The 20,232-nt window shown below is 65.8% G+C and carries 17 protein-coding genes; 10 read left to right on the top strand and 7 right to left on the bottom strand.

The window, feature by feature from the left end:
* Position 1 precedes the first annotated feature (1 nt).
* The 4 genes from B2W22_RS11195 to B2W22_RS11180 form a co-directional block, all read right to left on the bottom strand.
* Positions 2 to 889, bottom strand: coding sequence for a DUF4123 domain-containing protein (locus B2W22_RS11195; RefSeq protein ID WP_286937685.1), 888 nt, complete (start codon positions 887 to 889; stop codon positions 2 to 4).
* A gap of 1 nt (position 890) precedes the next feature.
* Entirely contained in the window at positions 891 to 3,017 is a 2,127-nt protein-coding gene (locus B2W22_RS11190) for a type VI secretion system Vgr family protein (protein ID WP_286937684.1), read from the bottom strand.
* A 283-nt stretch (positions 3,018 to 3,300) separates the two neighbouring features.
* Positions 3,301 to 4,182: a dienelactone hydrolase family protein gene (locus B2W22_RS11185; protein WP_191576051.1), complete on the bottom strand. Its 882-nt coding sequence runs from the start codon at positions 4,180 to 4,182 to the stop codon at positions 3,301 to 3,303.
* Between the two features lie 69 nt (positions 4,183 to 4,251).
* A complete protein-coding gene (locus B2W22_RS11180; protein ID WP_286937681.1) occupies positions 4,252 to 7,926 on the bottom strand; it encodes a DUF748 domain-containing protein in 3,675 nt (1,224 codons plus the stop codon).
* A gap of 166 nt (positions 7,927 to 8,092) precedes the next feature.
* Between B2W22_RS11180 and moaC the strand changes: the two genes are divergently transcribed.
* From moaC to glp, 5 genes are read left to right on the top strand one after another with little or no spacing between them, the layout of a single operon-like run.
* Positions 8,093 to 8,581, top strand: a complete 489-nt coding sequence (gene moaC, locus B2W22_RS11175; protein WP_175124515.1) for a cyclic pyranopterin monophosphate synthase MoaC — start codon at positions 8,093 to 8,095, stop codon at positions 8,579 to 8,581.
* Complete coding sequence (locus B2W22_RS11170) at positions 8,562 to 8,813, top strand: MoaD/ThiS family protein (RefSeq protein ID WP_286937679.1); 252 nt, start codon at positions 8,562 to 8,564, stop codon at positions 8,811 to 8,813. The genes moaC and B2W22_RS11170 overlap by 20 nt, the downstream gene beginning before the upstream one ends.
* 4 nt (positions 8,814 to 8,817) lie before the next feature.
* Entirely contained in the window at positions 8,818 to 9,300 is a 483-nt protein-coding gene (locus B2W22_RS11165) for a molybdenum cofactor biosynthesis protein MoaE (protein WP_175124513.1), read from the top strand.
* On the top strand, positions 9,297 to 9,818 hold the full coding sequence (gene moaB / locus B2W22_RS11160) for a molybdenum cofactor biosynthesis protein B (protein ID WP_286937677.1): 522 nt from the start codon (positions 9,297 to 9,299) through the stop codon (positions 9,816 to 9,818). The genes B2W22_RS11165 and moaB overlap by 4 nt, the downstream gene beginning before the upstream one ends.
* A 5-nt stretch (positions 9,819 to 9,823) precedes the next feature.
* Positions 9,824 to 11,029 carry a gephyrin-like molybdotransferase Glp gene (glp, locus tag B2W22_RS11155; RefSeq protein WP_286937675.1) on the top strand — a complete coding sequence of 402 codons (1,206 nt, stop codon included), beginning with the start codon at positions 9,824 to 9,826 and terminating at the stop codon, positions 11,027 to 11,029.
* Here the strand turns inward: glp and mobA are convergent.
* Genes mobA through B2W22_RS11140 form a run of 3 tightly spaced genes read right to left on the bottom strand, consistent with a single transcriptional unit; the run spans position 11,014 to position 13,859 of the window.
* Entirely contained in the window at positions 11,014 to 11,634 is a 621-nt protein-coding gene (gene mobA / locus B2W22_RS11150) for a molybdenum cofactor guanylyltransferase MobA (RefSeq protein ID WP_286937741.1), read from the bottom strand. The two genes, glp and mobA, sit on opposite strands and share 16 nt — an antisense overlap.
* 7 nt (positions 11,635 to 11,641) lie before the next feature.
* Positions 11,642 to 12,742: a GTP 3',8-cyclase MoaA gene (moaA, locus tag B2W22_RS11145; RefSeq protein ID WP_175124510.1), complete on the bottom strand. Its 1,101-nt coding sequence runs from the start codon at positions 12,740 to 12,742 to the stop codon at positions 11,642 to 11,644.
* Positions 12,743 to 12,749: 7 nt separating this feature from the next.
* Complete coding sequence (locus B2W22_RS11140; RefSeq protein WP_286937671.1) at positions 12,750 to 13,859, bottom strand: substrate-binding domain-containing protein; 1,110 nt, start codon at positions 13,857 to 13,859, stop codon at positions 12,750 to 12,752.
* A gap of 158 nt (positions 13,860 to 14,017) precedes the next feature.
* Here B2W22_RS11140 and B2W22_RS11135 point away from each other — a divergent pair, with 158 nt between their 5' ends.
* Genes B2W22_RS11135 through B2W22_RS11115 form a run of 5 tightly spaced genes read left to right on the top strand, consistent with a single transcriptional unit; the run spans position 14,018 to position 20,165 of the window.
* Positions 14,018 to 14,575, top strand: coding sequence for a formate dehydrogenase subunit gamma (locus B2W22_RS11135; RefSeq protein ID WP_286937669.1), 558 nt, complete (start codon positions 14,018 to 14,020; stop codon positions 14,573 to 14,575).
* Positions 14,572 to 16,152 carry a formate dehydrogenase beta subunit gene (locus tag B2W22_RS11130; protein ID WP_286937668.1) on the top strand — a complete coding sequence of 527 codons (1,581 nt, stop codon included), beginning with the start codon at positions 14,572 to 14,574 and terminating at the stop codon, positions 16,150 to 16,152. Before B2W22_RS11135 ends, B2W22_RS11130 begins: the two co-directional genes overlap by 4 nt.
* A 13-nt stretch (positions 16,153 to 16,165) precedes the next feature.
* On the top strand, positions 16,166 to 19,042 hold the full coding sequence (fdhF, locus tag B2W22_RS11125) for a formate dehydrogenase subunit alpha (RefSeq protein WP_286937667.1): 2,877 nt from the start codon (positions 16,166 to 16,168) through the stop codon (positions 19,040 to 19,042).
* A 26-nt stretch (positions 19,043 to 19,068) separates the two neighbouring features.
* Positions 19,069 to 19,890: a formate dehydrogenase accessory sulfurtransferase FdhD gene (gene fdhD, locus B2W22_RS11120; protein WP_175124505.1), complete on the top strand. Its 822-nt coding sequence runs from the start codon at positions 19,069 to 19,071 to the stop codon at positions 19,888 to 19,890.
* Positions 19,891 to 19,907: 17 nt separating this feature from the next.
* Positions 19,908 to 20,165 (top strand): formate dehydrogenase subunit delta, encoded by a 258-nt coding sequence (locus B2W22_RS11115; protein ID WP_105240256.1) that lies wholly within the window; start codon positions 19,908 to 19,910, stop codon positions 20,163 to 20,165.
* Positions 20,166 to 20,232 lie beyond the last annotated feature (67 nt).

The following is a 20,232-nucleotide window of genomic DNA, read 5'->3' as shown; positions in this document are numbered from 1 at the left end:
ATCAGTGTCCTTCGGTCATCAGGTGATTCATTGCCTGCGCGGCGCGGGCGCCCGGTGTCAACGCCGTGTCCTGCAACAGCGCAACGACCGTCGCCGCGCACCGTCGGTAAGCGGGATGACGGAAGGCGTCCAAGGCGGCGTCCAGATGTGAGAACTCTTTGAATCCCCAGCTTTTGAGGTGCTCCATCCACACGCCGGTCTGCTGGCGCGGGTCGTCGCGAAAACTGTGGGGTGCTCGCCGGGTGATCGCGATGTGCCTGCGAAGGTGCTGGTCAGTCAGCCCCGCATCGATGGCGGTCATTTCTGAGTGATTGAATTGGAAGCCGCCTTGTACCGGGCACGGGCCATCTGGTTGGCGATAGCACCACCACTGATGTTCCGGTCCGAGGTTCTCCCGCCAGATCAGCGCTTTAATCGGACCCAGCAGCGCCCCGGCTCTGTAGGGTTCAAGCGCTCGCAACACGCTCGCGAGGGCGGTTGTCTCCTGAAGCCGGAACCGTGCCTTGTTGCCATTGGGCATCAGCACGAACAGGACCGCGCGCAGTTGGGCTACTACCTCGTCGATCGGACGGGACGAGGCCAGGAATACCGCTCCACCCGTGAAAGCCCAGGGGTCCATAAAGTGTTCTAGCAGACGAGAATCCGATTGGTACTGCACCAGGATTGGCCCGTTCGTGTGGTGGCTGTCGTACTCGGTGTCGCTCCAGACCCAACGCAGGGAAGTGGCATAGTCGACTTTGCGTACGAAGTCACTAATGGTGGAGCGCTCCGGCGAGTCCGGCTGGCGCACCAGCCACTCGTCAAGAATTTCTGTTTCGAGCAACAGAAAGGTGGCCAGCGAAGGCGGATTCAGTTCGGCTTGCGTCACCTGGTCCAGGGCCATCAACATGTCAGCCTCCCTGGAAATTGCCACACGGGCAGTCCAACCGCGGGCAACTGCCATCGCTGCGCTTCATGCACAGCACGTCGAAAGGCAGGCCCGGCGCGGGAACGCCCACCGGAGCCGGAATCGGGCTCGCGCCGCCGCTCTGTTGGCGCATCGGCCCCTTCATCTGAATCTTGATTCCATCGAGCGTGATGCCCGAACCGTCGATTCGAATGGATCCTCCCGGTCCTTTGAGAGAGAGGCTCTCCCCTGCCTGGATCTCGTAAACTTTGGTGCGATGACGAATCGCATGTCCGGCCTGTAACTCGGCGTGCCCTTCAACCGTCTGTTCGTGGTTCCCGCCGATGTTCACCCAATGATTCGCCGTGGTTTTGTCGCGGCGGTTGTTGCCCACTTCTTCAGTGCGGTCCTTGGCGGTGTAGATGGTGTGGTTACGCCCCACCGTTATAAAGTCATCTCGCCCGATGTCGTGCCGCCGGTCCTGGCCGATGTTCACATGTTCGTCATTGCCCACGGTCTCCTTGCGGTCGTGGCCGATGGTGATGGTTTCATCGTGCTCAACCTGCTCGCTGCGGTCATGGCCGACGAACGTGGTTTCGTCGTGATTGACGTGGATGTTCTGATCCTTCTGCGCGTGGACGTAGATTTCTTCTTGGTCTTTCTCGTCTTCGAAGCGCAGTTCGTTGTACCCCTCGCCCTTGTGGGTCTTGCTTTTGATGGTCATCCGCGTCTTGTGGCGCGGCAGTTCGTAGGGCGGCAATTGCAGGCGGTTGTACGCGCGGCCGGTGATGACAGGCTGGTCCGGATCTCCATCGAAGTAAGAGACCATGACCTCCTGGCCGATGCGCGGGATGGCCATGTGGCCCCACGTCGCGCCGGCGATGTTCTGCGAGACTCGGATCCAGCAGGAGCTGTGTTCGTCCTCCTTGCCGAGACGGTCCCAGGGGAACTGGACCTTCACCCTTCCATACTCATCGGTGTAGATTTCTTCATTGGGCGGCCCGACCACCATGGCGTTCTGCGGGCCGTCGATGCATGGTCTGGGCAGCGGTTCCGCGCGCCACTCGACGTCATCCGGGACCAGCTCGGCCTCGTAGCGATAGTGCGTTCCCAACTGGGCTTGTGCACTTTCCTCGGCCTGACTCGTGTGTTGGATTCCGCGGTGGACAATGCGCACGGGGCGCCAGCCGCGGTTCATGTCTTCCCGCGGGTGGCCGGCGAGCGTGAAGGAGATACCCGGCTGCAGTCGCGGGTCATCGCCATGGACCACGGCAATGCGGGCATCGCGGCGATGCCCGCGCAGGCGGTTCTCGGCGAAGGGCTTACCGGCCTCGTCGAATTTGGCGCGTGCGGGATAGTCATAGCGTTCGTAGCGGCGGCCCTGGTGGTCCAAACCCCGCCCATCGCGACTGTGCTGGTGCGTGTACCGGGGATGGTGGAAGGTGTAGTCGCGCTGGGTCTGCCGCGCGGTGCGTACGTTTTCGGTGTATGCGAAACGTCGCAGCGCGGGTTGCGGCTGGTCGCCGCCGGGGACGGGGTTGTACAGAACCGGCTCATCGCCCACGCGTCCATGAATGAACAGGCGATCGCTGTGGACAAGCTGATGGCCCTCAGCGCTATGACGGAAGGAATAGAAGAAGCCTTCCTCGCGCATGATGCGCTCGATGAAGTGATAGTCCGTTTCGCCGGCTTGCACGCAGTACTCACGGGCCTGATGCTCGGTGGTGCTGCGCTGCTCGTAGTCTTGAGTCAGCCCATGCGCCTTGAGCACCGCCTCAGCGATCTGCGGGACGGTTTGGGACTGAAAGATGCGCCAATCGGAACTGAGCGAAAGGCGCGCCAGACGCGGCTCGACGATGGCGGAGTAGCGTGACCTGCGAAACCCCGTGTCGCCTTGGACGAACGACGAGACCGCGCCGTACACGTAGCGCACCGCCGTGTCGCCGTGCCAGATCGTGAGCAACGCGGCGCGGTCCAGCACCTCACCGAAGTCGATGGCGGGATTTGAGCTGGCCAGTTCCATTTCCAGCAGGAAGGTCTGGGACAGGCCTTCTTGTAGCGTGAATTCGACAACCTCAAAGGACTTGTCGCCAATGGTGAATGTGAAGCGCAGATCGGATTGAATGGGCATGGCTGATTCCGGCGATGACCATGTCCCCAATGCAAAGTCTGTGCCAACTTGGTCGTGTCGATCGCGTTGTTCTTTCTTATCAACCGCTTAGCCAAGCCTTTCCGCAAAGCCCTCCAATATTGAATTGCCCGAATTCCTAAAAGTGTTCTTTCCACTGGCTTTTCGGGCCAATAATGGCCCGACATTTCTCAAGCACTTGAAAACAAACAAAGAAAATCGGGCCAACCTTGACCCGAGCAGGTCAAAGTTGGCCCGATAGCTGAGCCTTCGGGAAAGTTGTCCCTTACAACCCGTTCTGCTTGAACCAATCCAGCATCCGCGTCCACGCCTGTTCCGCTTCCGCCTTGCGATACGAAGGACGATAGTCGGCGTGGAACGCATGACCGGCTTCGGGATAGATGTCGATGCGAGACGCCTTGGCGGCCGCGGAGCCCTTGGCGAGTTCGACGCGCATGCGGTCGACGTCGGCTTGGGAGATGCCGGCGTCCTTGCCGCCGTAGGCGCCGAGGACCGGGGCCTTCAGGTCGTTGACGATGGCCAGGGCCGACTTGGGTTTCAGTTCGGTGGGGTCACCTGCCAACTGGCCGTACCAGGCGGCGCCGGCCTTGAGTTTGGGGTTGTGGGCTGCGTAGAGCCAGACCTGGCGGCCGCCCCAGCAGAAGCCCAGGATGCCCAGACGGTCGGGGTTGCCGCCGTTGGCGGCGGCCCAGGCGGCGGTGGCGTCCAGGTCGGCGATGACCTGTTTGTCGGGGACCTTGCTGACGATCTCGGCCTGCAGTTTGGGGATCTCGGTGTACTTGGACGGGTCGCCCTGGCGCGCATAGAGTTCCGGCGCGATGGCGAGGTAGCCCTGGTGGGCGAGGCGCCGGCAGACGTCCTGGATGTATTCGTGCACGCCGAAGATTTCCTGGACGACGATGATCGTGGGCAGGTTCTTCTTGCCATCCGGCGCGGCGCGGAATGCGGGGATCTTGCCGTCGGAGGTGGGGATTTCGATCCTGCCGGCCACAAGGCCCTTGGCGTCCGTGGTGATGGCGGTTTGCGCCACCACGGGGCCTGCCGCCAGCGAGAAACCTGCCGCCGCGGTGGTGGCAAGGAAGCCTCGCCGGTCCAGGCGCAAGGGCGGGAGCAGGCTGTCGAAGTGCGCGTCGTCCTGGTCTTTCATCGAAAAATCTCCTGGTAAAAGACGGGCACGGAGGGACGCGCCTCGCGTCCCTGCCCGGGCCTGCCGAGTTCACTTCAGGGAGAAGTCCACGCGTGAGGGTTGCCCCTCGTCCTTGATGCCATCGGCGTCCAGCTGCGGCGCAACGATGAACACGCGATCCGCGAGTCCTTCCTGGGCTTGCAACTTCTCATATACCGCCTGCGCCCGGGCATCGGCCAGTTGGCGCAGTTGATCCTCGCCGACCGGGGCCGCCGCGCGCAGCATTGCTTCCATCTGCGCGGCCGGAACGGACTTGGCCATGCCGATGAAATTGCGCGGTTTGTCCTTGAGGTCTGCGTCATCGTAGACGTCTTCGAGGTACTTGGCACGTTCGGCGCTGGAGACCGTGACACCCTTGGGATCGGGCTTCTTGCCGCGCGGGGCGACGTCGGCGGCCTTGGCGGCGCGGATCTGGGCGTCGACCCAGGCCTGGCGCAGGCCTTCCGAGTCGGTCTTGGGGTCGGCGCGGCCGCTGATGTCCATCTTGAGGGCCGGGCGGTCGGTGAGCGCCTTGGTAAGGGTATCGATGCGCTGGATCGTGTCTTCGGTGAGAACGGCGCTGCCGGGCGCGAATTCGACGTAGGACAGCTCTTCGCCGCCGCCGAACGCGGACGCGAGCAGGCTGAAGGGCGAGGTCACGGCTTTGACGACCAGGTTCATCAGCACGCGCACGACGATGCCGCCGACCGAGAACTCGGGGTCGTCGAGCGAGCCGGAGATGGGCAGGTTGATGTCGATGTTGCCGCGCGAGTCCTTGAGCAGCGCGACGGCCAGCAGCACGGGTAGCTTGGTGGCGTCGGGGCTGTTGGTCTTGTCGCCAAAGGTCAGCTGATTGAGTACGACGTGGTTGGTGGCCTGCAAGGCGCGGTTCTTGATCTTGTATTCCAGGTCTACCGAGAGCTTGCCGCGCTTGATGGGGTAGCCGACGTACTTGGCCGAATAGGTGTTGAAGCGTGGCAGGTCGACGCCCTTGGCGGACGCCTTGAGGTCCAGGGTCAGGTATTGGGCGAAGGGCTGCACGACGCCGCTGATGGAGAGCGGCGCGGTGGTGTAGACCCGTCCCGTGACCTTGACCTTGGCAGGCTGCGGGTTGGTGGAAGAGACGGCGGTGATGCCGCCTTCGATGCTGGACAGTTCAGCGACGTAGTTGGGCTTGACGAAGCGGTCGGTGAAGGTCATGCGTCCGCGAGTCAGCGTAACGCTGTTGACCGAGATGTCCGGCATGGCGCTTGCCCGGCTGCCCTTGGCGGACGGCGCAGGCGCTGCGGGTGCAGGCGGCGCGGCGGGCGTATCGGCGCTGCGGCCTGGGGTCTGCGTGTCCTGCGTGATGGAGCCGCCGGCCTGGCCGGGCGCGGCCACCAGGTCCATGACGTTGAGCCGGCCTTGCGCATTGAGCAGGATGCGGCCGTAGAAGTCTTCGAGCGCGATGTCGCCCAGTTTGGCGCCGATCTTGTCGCCCGCCACGGAGATGTCCATGCCGGCGAAGCCCAGGCGCTTCCAGTTCAGGAAGTCGTCCTTGTTGACGCGGTCTTGCAGATCCAGGTCGGTGACGTCGACGGCGCCCTTCCAGACGGCCTTCATCGGGGCGTTGCCGGCGGCGGCGATGAATTCGGCGTTGCCCTTGGCGCCCAGCGTGACGGCGCGGACGGTGGCGTTCAGGCTGGAGGCGAAGTACGGCGCGAAGCTGGCGACGTTCAGGCCGGAGAGGTCGACGGCGGTCTTGAGGGTAAGCGGCTGCGGGGTGAAGACGCCTTTGAGGTCCAGCTTGCCGTCGCCCTGGACGCCGGCAGCGGCCAGGGTAAAGTTGCTTTGGCCGGGGCCCATGGCGAGGCGGTCGGCGGTGATGCGCAAGGACTGCATTGCGATGTCGAGCGCGGGCTTGAGCGATTCGTCACGGGCCTTGAACTGTGTCAGGTCGGCTTGCACGGTGGTGGCGGATGCGTCGATCACGCCGCCTTTTTCGCGCACGTGGACCTGCGCGGTGGCGCCCAGTCGGCCATCAAGCAGGCTGATCGGCGCAGCGCTACGCACGGCGGGCGCCAACGGCGCGAGCGCCACATTGCCCAGGCGCACGTTCATGTCGAGCGACAGCGGTTTGATGACGAGCGGCCCTTTGGCGCGCAGCCAGCCGCCATCGGTGCTGTTGTCCATGGTCAGCCACAGGTTGATGGGCCGGTCCGGCTGCTGCGGCAGTTCGACGCCTTCAACAGTGGCGGCCAAGCCGGTCATCACGTAGTCGAGCTTGCTGACCGCGTCGGTGACGTAGACCTCGCCTTCATGCAGGTTGAAGGCGTCGAGGGTGACTTGCCATTCGGCCGGTGCGGGGGTGGGCGCGCTAGCGGCGGCAGTGTCGGCGGCCGGGGCAGTGCCAGCCGCCGTCGGGGCAGTGCCGGCCGGGTCAGCGGGGCGTGGCGCGCCTGACGCTGGTCCGGTGGGCGCTTGCGCCGTTGACCCCGTCCCGGCGTCTGCCTTGGCGACGGGGGCCGAGGTCGAAGGCGATTGCGTACCCGGCGCCTGCGCACCTGCCGCGGCAGGTGTCCCCGCCGATGCAGGCGCCCCGCCCGCAGCCAGCGGCTTCAGCCCGCTGGCCTTGCGCATTTCATCGCGGACAGGCGTGGCGGTCGGCTCCACCCCGCCCAGCGCCTTCAGTCCGGCGACAACATCCTGCCAGTTCAAGTGCTCATTCGCATGACGCCGCACATGGATCTGCGGCGCCCACAGCCCGACCTCGCCGATATACACCTGCCGCGCGATCGGCTCCAGTTCCAGCCGGCTGACGGTCAACGCACTCCACGCGGCCAGACTGCCGCCGGACGGATCGCGCACGTCCAGACGGCGCAAGCCCAGATCGCCGACGACGCGGATCTTGGGCGGCGCGTCCTTGGGTTGTTCGAAAACGACCTGCAGGTTCGAATCCAGCAGTGCGCTCTCGACCTTGAACGGCAGCGGCATGGGCCAGACGTCCGCCCACTTTTCCAGTTGCAGGCCGTCAAAGGCCACGCGCAAGGTGGATGAAGGCACCACGTCGAACGGACGCGCCACGCCGGTCAGGTCGAACGGACTGCCGTTGATGCGCAGGTGCAGGCGCGGCTGCACGTCGATGTCGGTGGCATAGCCGAAGGTCGAGATGAACGGGATGCCGATGGCGAACTCGTCGACAACCTGCTTGCGGCCGGTGACCTTGTCGTCCAGCGTGATCGTGCCGTTCTCGATCACCATGTTGTTCAGCGAAAAACGCGGCAGGCCTTCGTCCGGCTTGGGCGGCTCGTCAGGCTTGGCGGCGGCCAATTCGGCGACGCGTTGTTCTATGTCAGAGAAATTGAAGCGCAGGACGTCTTCGCGGACGATGGCGATGGTAGGCTGCCGCAGCGTCAGACGATCGACCACCGGTGCAAACCAGAACAGCGATGTCCACGATGCGCTGGCATCCAGTTCGGCCAAGGTCAGCAACGGCGTCTGCGCGCCGGGCTGCGCCACGGCCAGGTCTTGCGCGCGGACGGTCAGCGTGAAGGGATTGAAGGTGATCTTGCCGACGGAAACGTCGCGGCCGATCATCTTCGAGACATCGTCAGTCAGGACGCCGTGCAGCACCTTTGGCACTTGCCAGGCCGCAACGCCAAACAGAATCAGCACGAACGCCACAATACCCAGGAGAATCTTGCCGGCGCGTCGGGTGAACCGTAGCTTGGGCATCCGCACGGGCATTGAAAGTCTCCTGATACATATTGAAGGCGATCCAACCTTCCACTGACTGCAGGCGCGATTATCGCGCCCCCTTTACTGCTCGTCTATCATAGGCGGAACAGCGGACCCGGCCGGCTTGCCCGGCCCCGCTCTTTTCATTCATTAACAATTCTTGATCCCGATTTCCATGTCCGAGACCACCCCCACCTTGAGTCACCTGGACGAAGCCGGCCAGGTCCGCATGGTCGACGTCATCGCCAAGACGGACACCGAGCGCGTGGCGGTCGCCGCCGCCAGCATCCGCATGAACGCCGTGGCCTATGGCCTGCTGACCCAGCCGGGCCAAGGCAAGGGAGAGGTCCTGAACACGGCGCGCGTGGCCGCCATCCTGGCCGCCAAACGCTGCGCCGACATGATCCCTCTGTGCCACAGCCTGCCGCTGTCGTTCGTCGGCGTGGAATTCGCCCTGAACGACGCCGAGCATCGCATCGACATCCTGTCCACCTGCCGCACCAGCTACAAGACGGGCGTCGAGATGGAAGCCATGATGGCGTGCAGCGTGGCCGCGCTGACCATCTACGACATGTGCAAGGCGGCCGACAAAGGCATCGTGATCGAACAAGTTCGCCTTAAGTACAAGGCGGGAGGTAAAAGCGGTGAATGGCGCAACGATTAATCTGCTGTATTTCGCGCGCGTGGCCGAACTGGTCGGCAAGCGCACCGAAACCTGGCCCGTGCAGGGCGAATCCACCGGCGCGCAATTGCTGACCGAGCTGGGCGAACGCTATCCCCAGCTGGAACCGGCCACGCGCCTGAAGCTGGCCATCAACCAGACGCACGCCAAGCCCACCGCCGCTATCCGCGCCGGCGACGAAGTCGCGGTGTTTGAACCGGTCACCGGAGGCTGACGCCATGATCCGCGTCCAGGAAGCCGACTTTGACAGCGCGGCGCTCACCGCCGCGCTGCGGGAATCCGCCGGCCCCGGCGTGGGCGGCATCGTCACATTCGTGGGCTACGTGCGCGACTATGCGCCGGACACGCCCACCGACACGCTGTTTCTTGAACACTATCCGGGCATGTGCGAGCGCGAGCTCGAAGATATTGCCGCCACCGCCCGCGCGCGCTGGAATCTGGCCGGCACGGTCATCGTCCACCGCGTCGGCGCGCTGCACCGCAACGCGCAGATCGTGTACGTGGCGGCGGCCAGCGCCCATCGCGGCGACGCCTTCCGCGGCTGCGAATACATCATCGACGCGCTCAAGACGCGCGCACCCTTCTGGAAGCGCGAAACCCTGGCGGGCGGCGACAGCTTCTGGGTGGAACAGCGCCAATCCGACCAGGACCGCACGGACGCCTGGGACGAAGACACTGCCGACAAAAAGGAGAATCCATGAGCGAAGCCATCCCGGTCCCGTTGGGCTGCGGCGTACTGACGATCAGCGACACCCGCAGCGCGGGCGATGACACGTCCGGCAACCTGCTGGCGAACAGCCTGGCGCAGGCCGGTCATCAGTGCGTGCGGCGCGACATCGTGCGCGACGACATCTACCAGATCCGCCGCGTCATCAGCGACTGGATCGCCGACCCGGAAGTGCAGGTCATCCTGACCACCGGCGGCACGGGCTTCTCGCATCGCGATCACACGCCGCAGGCCATCCTGCCGCTGCTGGACCGCGAGATTTCAGGTTTCGGCGAACTCTTCCGCCAGATCTCCTACACCGAGATCGGCAGCTCCACGATCCAGTCGCGCGCGTTCGCGGGGTCGGCCAACCAGACACTGATCTTCTGCCTGCCCGGCTCGAACAACGCCTGCGAGATCGCCTGGACAAAGATCCTGCGCGAGCAGCTCGACAGTGGCCACCGCCCCTGCAATTTCGCCTCGCAATTCAAGAATCACGAAGAAGAAGCCTGACACCCATGCTGGATTTCGATCAAGCTCAGACCCTGCTGGCCAACGCCGCCGCCCCCCTCCAACGCACCGAGCACGTCGACCTGGCGAATGCCAGCGGCCGGGTGCTCGCCACCCATCTTGACGCCACGGTGGACATTCCGCCGGCCGACAACAGCGCCATGGACGGCTACGCGCTGCGCTTGGCCGACTGGAGTCCGGAAGCGCGACTGCCGATCCAGCAGCGCTGCTACGCCGGCGACGTGCCCGAGCCGCTCAAACCCGGCCAAGCCATTCGCCTGTTCACCGGCAGCGTGATTCCCGCGGGCGCCGATGTGGTCGTCATGCAGGAAGACACGACCGAAGCCGACAGCCACGTGCAGATTTCGCGCGAGCCGCGCCCGGGCCAGCACATCCGCCGCCGCGGCGAAGACACGATGGCAGGCGCCGCGCTGCTGCCGGCGGGTACGCTGCTGCAGGCCGCGCACGTTGCCCTGCTGGCCTCGCAAGGCATGGCCACAGTGCCCGTTTACGGCCAGTTGCGCGTCGGCATCCTGACAACGGGCGACGAACTGGTCCTGCCGGGCCAGCCGCGCGCCACGGAACAGATCTACAACTCCAACGGCCCCATGCTGGCGGCGATGGTGCGCGGCATGAGCGCCCTGCCCGTCCACGTGCTGCATGCACGCGATACCGAGGCCGACCTGCTGGCCGCCTTCAAGACGCTGCTGGCCGATTGCGATCTGGTGCTGAGCGTGGGCGGCGTGTCGGTCGGCGAGCGCGATCTGGTCAAGCCGGCGCTGGCCGCGCTGGGCGGCGAGCTGTCGCTGTGGAAGGTGCGCATGAAGCCCGGCAAGCCGGTGGCGCTGGCGCAGATCGACGGCAAGCCCGTGGTCAGCCTGCCGGGCAATCCGGTGTCGGCCTATGCCGTCTTTGCCACGCTGGTGACGCCGCTGATGCGCCGCATGCAGGGCCGCGAAGAAATTTTCCCGCCGGTCAGCCAACTGCCGCTGCGCACCGCGCAGCCGCGCCAGGATGGCCGCGAGGAATTCCTGCGCGTGCAGTGCCGCGTGGCGGACGAAGGCGGCAGCGAGCTCGTGCCTTACGGCCATCAGGGGTCGGGCGTGATCAGCTCATTGCCGTGGTCCACTGGCTTGGCGCGCCTGCCGGCGGATGTGCTGGTGCAGGACAGGGACACGGTCTCGTACTACGACCTGCGTCACTGGCTGGCGTAGCGTTCCGCCAGCGCCAGATCTTCTGGCGTGTTGACGTTCATGAAGGCATGCGGCGGCGCGTCGTCGAAATTCGCTTCGACCGCGCCCGCCCTCGCCTGCCACAACCCGACCTTGCGGTCACCACCGCGCAGGTAGGCCAGCAATTCAGGTAGCAGCGCCGTGCGAAGCGCCATGCAGGCGGAATGCCGCTGGCCGTGGGCGACGGCATAGGCCATTGACGCATCTGCGGCGAGTGCCGCGCCGATCAGGCGCTGTGCCAGACCGGCGGGCACGAAAGGGGTGTCGCACGGCGAGACGACCAGCCACTGCGGCGCGGCGATATCTTGCACGGAAACCGCCGACAGCGCCGCCGCGATGCCCATCAACGGCCCTTGCCAGTCTCCCAGTTCTGGCGCACCGTCCGCCACCACCTCGCCGTATTGCGCATACACCGCGGCATGCCGGTTTGCGCTGATGATCAAGCGTCCGACCTGCGGCGCCAGACAACGCGCCACGTGCGCCACCATCGGTTCGCCGCGCAAAATGATCAGTCCCTTGTCCTGCCCATTCATGCGGGAGCCCTGGCCGCCGGCAAGGATCAATCCAGCCACGTCGTCACGCGCCATTGACGATTCAGCCACCGATGTAGCTCATCTCGATCTTGCGCGACGGGTCAGCCATGTTCTGGCCGCGCAGTTCGGAATAGTTGTCGCCGCGCGCGGACCAGATGCCCGCCAGGATGCGCGCCATTTCCTCGTCCGTCGCGCCGTCGCGTAACGGGGCGCGCAGATCGTGGCCTTCATGGGCGAAGAGGCACATGTAGAGCTTGCCTTCGGGTGACAGGCGGGCCCGCGTACAGCCGCCGCAGAAGGCGTGCGTGACGCTGGAGATGACGCCGACCTCGCCGCCACCATCCACGTAGCGCCAGCGTTCGGCCACGCGGCCCATTTCGACGGATTCCACGGGTTCCAGCGGATAGACCGCGCCGATGCGGTCCAGGACTTCGCGCGACGGCACCACTTCGTCGAGGTTCCAGCCGTTGCTGTTGCCCACGTCCATGTATTCGATGAAGCGCAGGATGTGGCCGCTGTGGCGGAAGCGCTCGGCCATGGGCAGGATCTGCCCGTCGTTCAGCCCTTTGCGCACCACCATGTTGACCTTGACGGGCGCGAGGCCCGCCTCTGCCGCGGCATCGATGCCGCGCAGCACGTCGTCCGGCGTGAAGCCGCTGTCGCTCATGCCCTGGAACATGGCCGCATCCAGCGCATCCAGGCTGACCGTCACGCGGGTGAGCCCGGCGCTTTTCAGTGCGGCGGCCTTGCGCGCGAGGACGCTGCCGTTGGTGGTGAGCGTCAGGTCCAGCGGCCGGCCCTGCGGCGTGCGCAGGTCGGCCAGCATGCCGACCAGGTTTTCGATGTGCTTGCGCAGCAGCGGCTCGCCGCCGGTCAGGCGGATTTTTTCGACGCCCAACTGCGTGAAGATGCCGGCCAGCCGGCTGATTTCCTCGAATGACAGCAGCGCCGAATGCGGCATGAAGCTGTAGCTGCTGTCGAAGACCTCGCGCGGCATGCAGTAGGTGCAGCGGAAGTTGCAGCGGTCGGTGACGGAAATGCGCAGGTCGCGCAGCGGACGCGCGCGCTGGTCCAGCGCGGGCTGTCCGGGCGGCGGCAGTTCCCCGGGCGGCACGGAAAGCGGCGCGCCGCGGTGATCGGCAAGGAAAATCACTTTGCTCATTGGCACATCATATCCCGGCGGATCGCGGCGCGCGTTCACGGGGGAACGCCTCGTCCAGGGTCTGCAGCCGGCCGGTATCGCGGGCGTCGTAGCCGACGAGCTGGCCCACGTAACCGACATAGTCCGGCCCGCGCATGATGGATAGCAGATCCTGCATGGCCGGCGTGTCCAACGACGCCTTGCGGATGGCGAAGAAATACCGCTCGCGCACCAAGGGGATGAAGTCCAGTCCGAATCGGCACGCCGCCGTCTCCACGCCGACCCCGGTGTCGGCCATGCCGCTGGCAATGTGCGCGGCGATCGCCATGTGGGTGAATTCGTTGGTTTCGTAGCCCTGCACTTCGCCGATCGATACGCCGGCGCGCTGCAACATCAGGCCGACCAGATAGCGCGTGCTGGAACCGATCTGCCGGTTTACGAAGCGCACGTCGCGGCGCGCCAGGTCCGCCATGCCGCGGATCTGCTTGGGATTGCCGGCGGTGACGAACAGCCCCGTGTTGCGCACGGCCAGATGGATCAGCATGTAATCGTCCGCATGCAGCCACTGCGCGTAGCGCTCCATGATGGGGGATTCGAAATCGCCCAGCGGCACCTGGAAACCCGCAAGATCGCACTCGTGCCGTTCCAGCGACGCCAGCGCCTCGATCGCAGTGCGATAGCGCAGTTCCAGCCCGGGCGTGCGGGCGCTCATGTGCTGCATCAGCGATTCCACCGCAAAGCCGTGGCTGGCATGCAGGCGCAGGTGAGGACCGCTTTCGGGCAGCAGGCGTTCAAGTTCCTCTTGCAGTTCGGACGCCATGCTGTCCAGCGTGGGCATCAGCCGCGCCTCGATCCGCCGGTTCGCCCACAGCAGGCGCTCCGCAAACGGCGACAACTGCGTGCCCTGGCGGCGATTGGTGATGAGAAGTTGCGTGCCAAAGAGCGTCTCGAAGCGCCGCAACACGCCCCAGGCGTGCCGGTACGACAGCCCGCACGCGCGACAGGCGCCGGCGATGTTGCCAGTGGCGTCGATGGCCGCCAGCAGCGCAAGCATGTCCTGCAACGGCACGGGGGTCGCCTCGTCGTCTCCGCCCAATGTCCATTGCGGCCGCAGGCCGATTCGGAACTTATATGTCATTTATTTCTTATTGAAGGCGTTCAAGTACCTCGTTAGAGTACACAAATAACGCGGCGGATGGATGTTTTATATGTTTTTTTAAACATATTAATTTGCCCTCATCCGACCGCCACATAAGCCCCCGTTGACGGGGTCACGCAACACAGGAGGAGACCGACGTGCACCTGCGCGAGGCAAAATCCGATCTGGCATCCAGCGGTGGGGCCCGGGGCGGCAAGCTGGCCCTGGACGCCGCCCAGGCATCCACCACCCCGGCCATCGCGGCCACGGCCCGCATCCTTGCCCGGCTGCAAGACCAGCCCGGCCCGCTGCTCCCGGTGCTGCACGCGGTCCAGCACGAACTGGGCTGTATTCCGGCCGAGGCGGTGCAAACCATCGCCGAGGCCCTGAACCTCTCCCGCGCCGAAGTCCACGGCGTCATCACGTTCTATCCCCATTTCCGCACCGAGCCGGCTGCGCGCCACACGCTCGAGGTCTGCCGCGCCGAAGCCTGCCAGTCCATGGGCGGCGAACGCCTGGCCGCCCACGCGCGCACCACGCTGGGCTGTGACTTCCACGGCAGCACGCCGGACGGCAACTTCACGCTGGAGCCGGTGTATTGCCTGGGCCTGTGCGCGCAGTCGCCCGCCGTCATGATCGACGGCCAGCCCCACGCCCGCGTCACCGAAGCCAAGCTTGATCGCCTGCTGGCCCGCACGCTGGAGGACACGCCATGAGCGCCCCCGTCGTCATCTACGTGCCGCGCGACGCCGCGGCGCTGGCCATGGACGCCGACACCGTGGCCCGCGACATCGAACGCATGGCCGACCAGCGCGGCCTGTCCGTGCAGGTGGTGCGCAACGGCTCGCGCGGTCTGCTGTGGCTGGAACCTCTGGTCGAAATCGCCACGCCGCAAGGCCGCGTCGCCTACGGCCCGGTGCAGCCGGAAGACGTGGCCTCGCTGTTCGACGCCGGCTGGCTCACGGGCGGCGACCACGCGCTGCACCTGGGATTGACCGAGGAAATTCCCTACCTCAAGCATCAAGAGCGCCTGACGTTCGCCCGCGTCGGCGTGATCGATCCGCTGTCGTTGCAGGACTACGCCGCGCATGGCGGGCTGCAAGGCCTGAAGCGCGCGCTGGCCATGGCGCCCGCCCAGATCGTCGACGAAATGGTCGAATCCGGTCTGCGCGGCCGCGGCGGCGCGGCGTTCCCCACCGGCATCAAATGGAAGACCGTGGCGGGCACGCCCGGCGACACCAAGTACATCGTCTGCAACGCCGACGAAGGCGACTCGGGCACGTTTGCCGACCGCCTGCTGATGGAAGGCGATCCGTACGTCCTGATCGAAGGCATGACCATCGCCGGGCTGGCGGTGGGTGCGACCTACGGCTACATCTACGTCCGGTCCGAATACCCGCACGCCATCGCCACGCTCGAAGCCGCCATCGCGCGCGCCCGCAGCGTCGGCTGGCTGGGCGACGACGTGCACGGCAGCGGCCGCCGCTTCGATCTGGAGGTGCGCAAGGGCGCCGGCGCCTACATCTGCGGCGAAGAAACCTCACTGCTGGAAAGCCTGGAAGGCAAGCGCGGCGTGGTGCGAGCCAAACCGCCGCTACCGGCCATTTCCGGTCTGTTCGGCAAGCCCACCGTCATCAACAACGTGATTTCCCTGGCCACCGTGCCGATCATCCTGGCCAAAGGCGCGGCGTACTACCGCGACTATGGCGTGGGCCGTTCGCACGGCACGCTGCCGTTCCAGTTGGCGGGCAACCTCAAGCACGGCGGGCTGGTGGAAAAGGCCTTTGGTTTGAGCCTGCGCGATCTGTTGTATGAATTCGGCGGCGGCAGCGCGTCCGGCAGGCCGCTGCGCGCGGTGCAGGTGGGCGGTCCGCTGGGCGCCTATCTGCCCGAATCGCAATGGGACGTGCCGCTGGACTACGAAGCCTATATCCAGATCTCGGCCATGATCGGCCACGGCGGCCTCGTCGCCTTCGACGACACCGTGGACATGGCGCGCATGGCGCGCTACGCCATGGAGTTCTGCGCCATCGAGTCCTGTGGCAAGTGCACGCCCTGTCGCATCGGTTCGACGCGCGGCATGGAAACCATCGACAAGATCGCCGCTGGCGGTCAAAGCCGCGACCAGCGCGAGCAGCAGGTGCATCTGCTGCGCGACCTCTGCGACACGATGCTTGGCGGTTCGCTGTGCGCGCTGGGGGGCATGGCGCCCTACCCGGTGCTGTCCGCGCTGAACCATTTTCCGCAGGACTTCGGCATCGAGTCCTCCCAGTCTGCCGCCCACGCGGCCTGAACCCGAGACCGCCATGCTAGAAACCGTCATCAAGCGCGATCGCGACATGGGCACGCCGGCGCGCGTGTCCGAAAAGACCGTCACCCTGACCATCGACGGCCAGGAGATCACCGTCCCCGAAGGCACGTCGCTGATGCGCGCGGCCGCGGATGCGGGCATCAACATTCCCAAGCTCTGCGCCACCGACAGCCTGGAACCCTTCGGCTCCTGCCGCCTGTGCCTGGTGCAGATCGAAGGCCGCCGCGGCTATCCGGCGTCCTGTACGACGCCCGCCGAGAACGGCATGGTGGTCTTTACCGAAACCCCCAAGCTGCACGACCTGCGGCGCGGCGTGATGGAACTGTACATTTCGGACCATCCGCTCGACTGCCTGACCTGTCCGGCCAACGGCGACTGCGAACTGCAGGACATGGCGGGCGTGGTGGGCCTGCGCAACGTGCGCTACGGTTACGAGGGCGCCAACCACCTGAAGGCCGAAAAAGACGAATCCAATCCGTACTTCACCTTCGACGCGTCCAAATGCATCGTCTGCAACCGCTGCGTGCGCGCCTGCGAAGAAACGCAAGGCACCTTCGCGCTGACGATCTCCGGCAAGGGGTTCGATTCGCATGTGTCGGCCGGGCAGGACCAGCCCTTCCTCGATAGCGAATGCGTGTCCTGCGGCGCCTGCGTGCAGGCCTGCCCCACGTCCACCCTGCAGGAAAAGACCGTCATCATGATGGGCCAGGCCGAGCACTCGGTCGTCACCACCTGCGCCTACTGCGGCGTGGGCTGCGGCTTCAAGGCCGAAATGAAGGGCCAGGAAGTCGTGCGCATGGTCCCCTGGAAGGACGGCCAGGCCAACCGCGGCCATTCCTGCGTGAAGGGGCGCTTCGCCTGGGGCTACGCCACGCACAAGGAACGCGTGCTCAAGCCCATGATCCGCAAGCACATCACGGATTCCTGGAAGGAAGTGTCCTGGGACGAAGCCATCAACTACGCGGCCTCGGAGTTCCGCCGCATCCAGAGCCAGTACGGACGCGACGCGGTGGGCGGCATCACGTCCTCGCGCTGCACCAACGAAGAAACGTGGCTGGTGCAAAAGCTGGTGCGCGCCGCCTTCGGCACCAACAACGTCGACACCTGCGCGCGCGTTTGCCATTCGCCCACCGGCTACGGCCTGAAGCAGACGCTGGGCGAATCGGCGGGCACGCAGACCTTTGACTCCGTCATGCATACCGACGTGGTCATCGTCATGGGCGCCAACCCCAGCAGCGGGCACCCGGTGTTCGCCTCGCGCCTGAAGCGGCGGCTGCGCGAAGGCGCGCGGCTCATCGTCATCGATCCGCGCCGCATCGAGCTCGTCAGCTCGCCGCACATCAAGGCCGACTTCCACCTGCAGGTGCGGCCCGGCACCAACACCGCGCTGCTGTCCTCGCTGGCGCACGTCATTGCCACCGAGGGGCTGATCGCCGAAGACTTTGTCGCCGAGCGCTGCGAGGAAAAGGCATTCCGGGAATGGCGCGATTTCGTCTCGCTGCCCGAGAACTCGCCGGAAGCCATGGAAGAAATCACCGGCGTGCCGGCGCAGGCGGTGCGCGGCGCGGCGCGCCTGTTTGCCACGGGCGGCAACGGCTCCATCTATTACGGCCTGGGCGTCACCGAGCACAGCCAGGGTTCGACCACCGTCATGGCGATCGCCAACCTGGCGATGGCCACCGGCAACATCGGCCGCGAGGGCGTGGGCGTCAATCCGCTGCGCGGCCAGAACAACGTGCAGGGCTCGTGCGACATGGGCTCGTTCCCGCACGAACTGCCCGGCTACCGCCACATCTCCGACAACACCGTGCGCGCGCAATTCGAAAAGGACTGGGGCGTCACGCTGCAGCCCGAGCCCGGCCTGCGCATCCCCAACATGTTCGAGGCCGCGCTGGGCGGGTCGTTCAAGGGTCTGTACTGCCAGGGCGAGGACATCGTGCAGTCCGATCCCAACACGCAGCACGTGGCGGCGTCGCTGGCGGCGATGGAATGCATCGTCGTGCAGGACCTGTTCCTGAACGAGACCGCGAAGTACGCGCACGTCTTCCTGCCGGGTTCCTCGTTCCTGGAAAAGGACGGCACCTTCACCAATGCCGAGCGCCGCATTTCCCGGGTGCGCAAGGTGATGGAACCCAAGAACGGCAAGTCCGACTGGGAAGTGACCGTGGCGCTGTCCAACGCGCTGGGCTACCCCATGAACTACCAGCACCCGCGCGAGATCATGGAAGAGATCGCGCGGCTGACGCCCACGTTTGCCGGCGTCACATACGACAAGCTCGACAAGCTGGGCAGCCTGCAATGGCCGTGCAACGACGACGCGCCGGACGGCACGCCGATCATGCACATCGACCAGTTCGTGCGCGGCAAGGGCCGCTTCATGATCACCAAGTACGTGCCCACCGATGAACGCAGCACGCGCCGCTTCCCGCTGCTGTTGACCACCGGCCGCATCCTGTCGCAGTACAACGTGGGCGCGCAGACCCGCCGCACGCCCAATGTCATGTGGCACGGCGAGGACGTGCTGGAAATCCATCCGCAGGACGCCGAGGACCGGGGCGTGGCCGAGGGCGACTGGGTCGGCATCCAGAGCCGCGCGGGTGAAACCGTGCTGCGCGCCACGCTGACCGACCGCGTGCAGCCGGGCGTGGTATACACCACGTTCCACTTTCCCGAGTCCGGCGCCAACGTCGTCACCACCGACAGCTCCGACTGGGCGACCAACTGCCCCGAGTACAAGGTCACGGCCGTGCAGGTGACGCGCGTGTCGCAGCCGTCGGAATGGCAGCGGCAATGGTCGCGATTTGCGGATATCCAGCAAAAGCTCCTGCGCGAACGCTCGCGCGAGTCCGAGGCGGCGCTGACCGGGAAGTAACCGACAGCCAGCACGCCAGGGATCCCATGCCTACGCCGACCACCGCCCGCCCCGACTGCACGCCGACCCAGGTCATCCGCGTGCGGTCGGGGGCCATCGCCCCCGACGCCGAGACTGACTACGTCGCCGAGGAAACGCCGGTGGCGCTGGAATACAACGGCATCAGTCACGCCACCATGCTGGCCACGCCGGCGGACCTGGAAGACTTTGCCGTGGGGTTCTCGCTGTCCGAAGGCATCATCGGCAGCGTCAGCGACGTGCGCGGCATCGACCTGCTGCCGCAATGCGGCGGCATCGTCGTTCAGCTGGAGATCTCGTCCGCCTGTGAAATGCAGCTGAAGACGCGGCGCCGCGCCATGGCCGGACGCACCGGCTGCGGCCTGTGCGGTGTCGAAACCCTGCCCGAAGTGCTGCGGCCGGTGGCCCCGGTGACCAACGGCGCACCCGTGCGCATCGAGGCCGTGCTGGCCGCCATGCGCGACATGCGCGCGCGCCAGACGCTGCACGACATCACCGGCGCCACGCACGCGGCGGGCTGGGCGGGCGCCGATGGCGCCGTCGCTTTTGTACGCGAAGACGTGGGCCGCCACAACGCGCTGGACAAGCTGGCCGGTGCGTTGGCGCGCCAGGCGGTCAATGGCAGCGACGGCATCGTCGTGGTGTCCAGCCGGGCCAGCTTCGAGATGGTGCAAAAGACGGCATCCGCCGGCGTCGCCGTGCTGGCCTCGGTCTCCGCCCCCACCGCCCTGGCCATCCGCCTGGCCACTGACGCCAACGTGACGCTCTTGGGCTTCACGCGCGATGGCGACGCCGCCATCTACACCCACCCCGAACGCATTCTTACCTGAACCGGACGCCAGACAGCATGGAAATCGTCAACCTGATCCGCATGGCCAACCGCATCGGCCAGTTCTTCGACGCCATGCCGGACCGGCCCGAGGCGCTGGAAGGCGTCACCAATCACATCCAGAAATTCTGGGAACCGCGCATGCGGAACGAGTTGCTGGACTTCCTGGCGCGCAGCCCCGACGGCGACGCCGGCGAAGAACAGCTGCATCCGCTGGTGCTGCAGGCGGTCACCCAGCATCGCGAGCGTCTCACCCCGCTTGCGCGCGTCGCATAGCGCACCCGGGCCGCCGCATGACGGCCCGCCCCGAAGTGGCAGGACAGCAACAGATCCATAAAAGAGG

Source organism: Achromobacter sp. UBA4530 (genome assembly GCF_002388205.1).
Lineage (GTDB): Bacteria > Pseudomonadota > Gammaproteobacteria > Burkholderiales > Burkholderiaceae_B > Achromobacter > Achromobacter animicus.
Note: the sequence above shows the minus strand (reverse complement) of the source record. Positions and strands in the feature narration are given on the sequence as shown.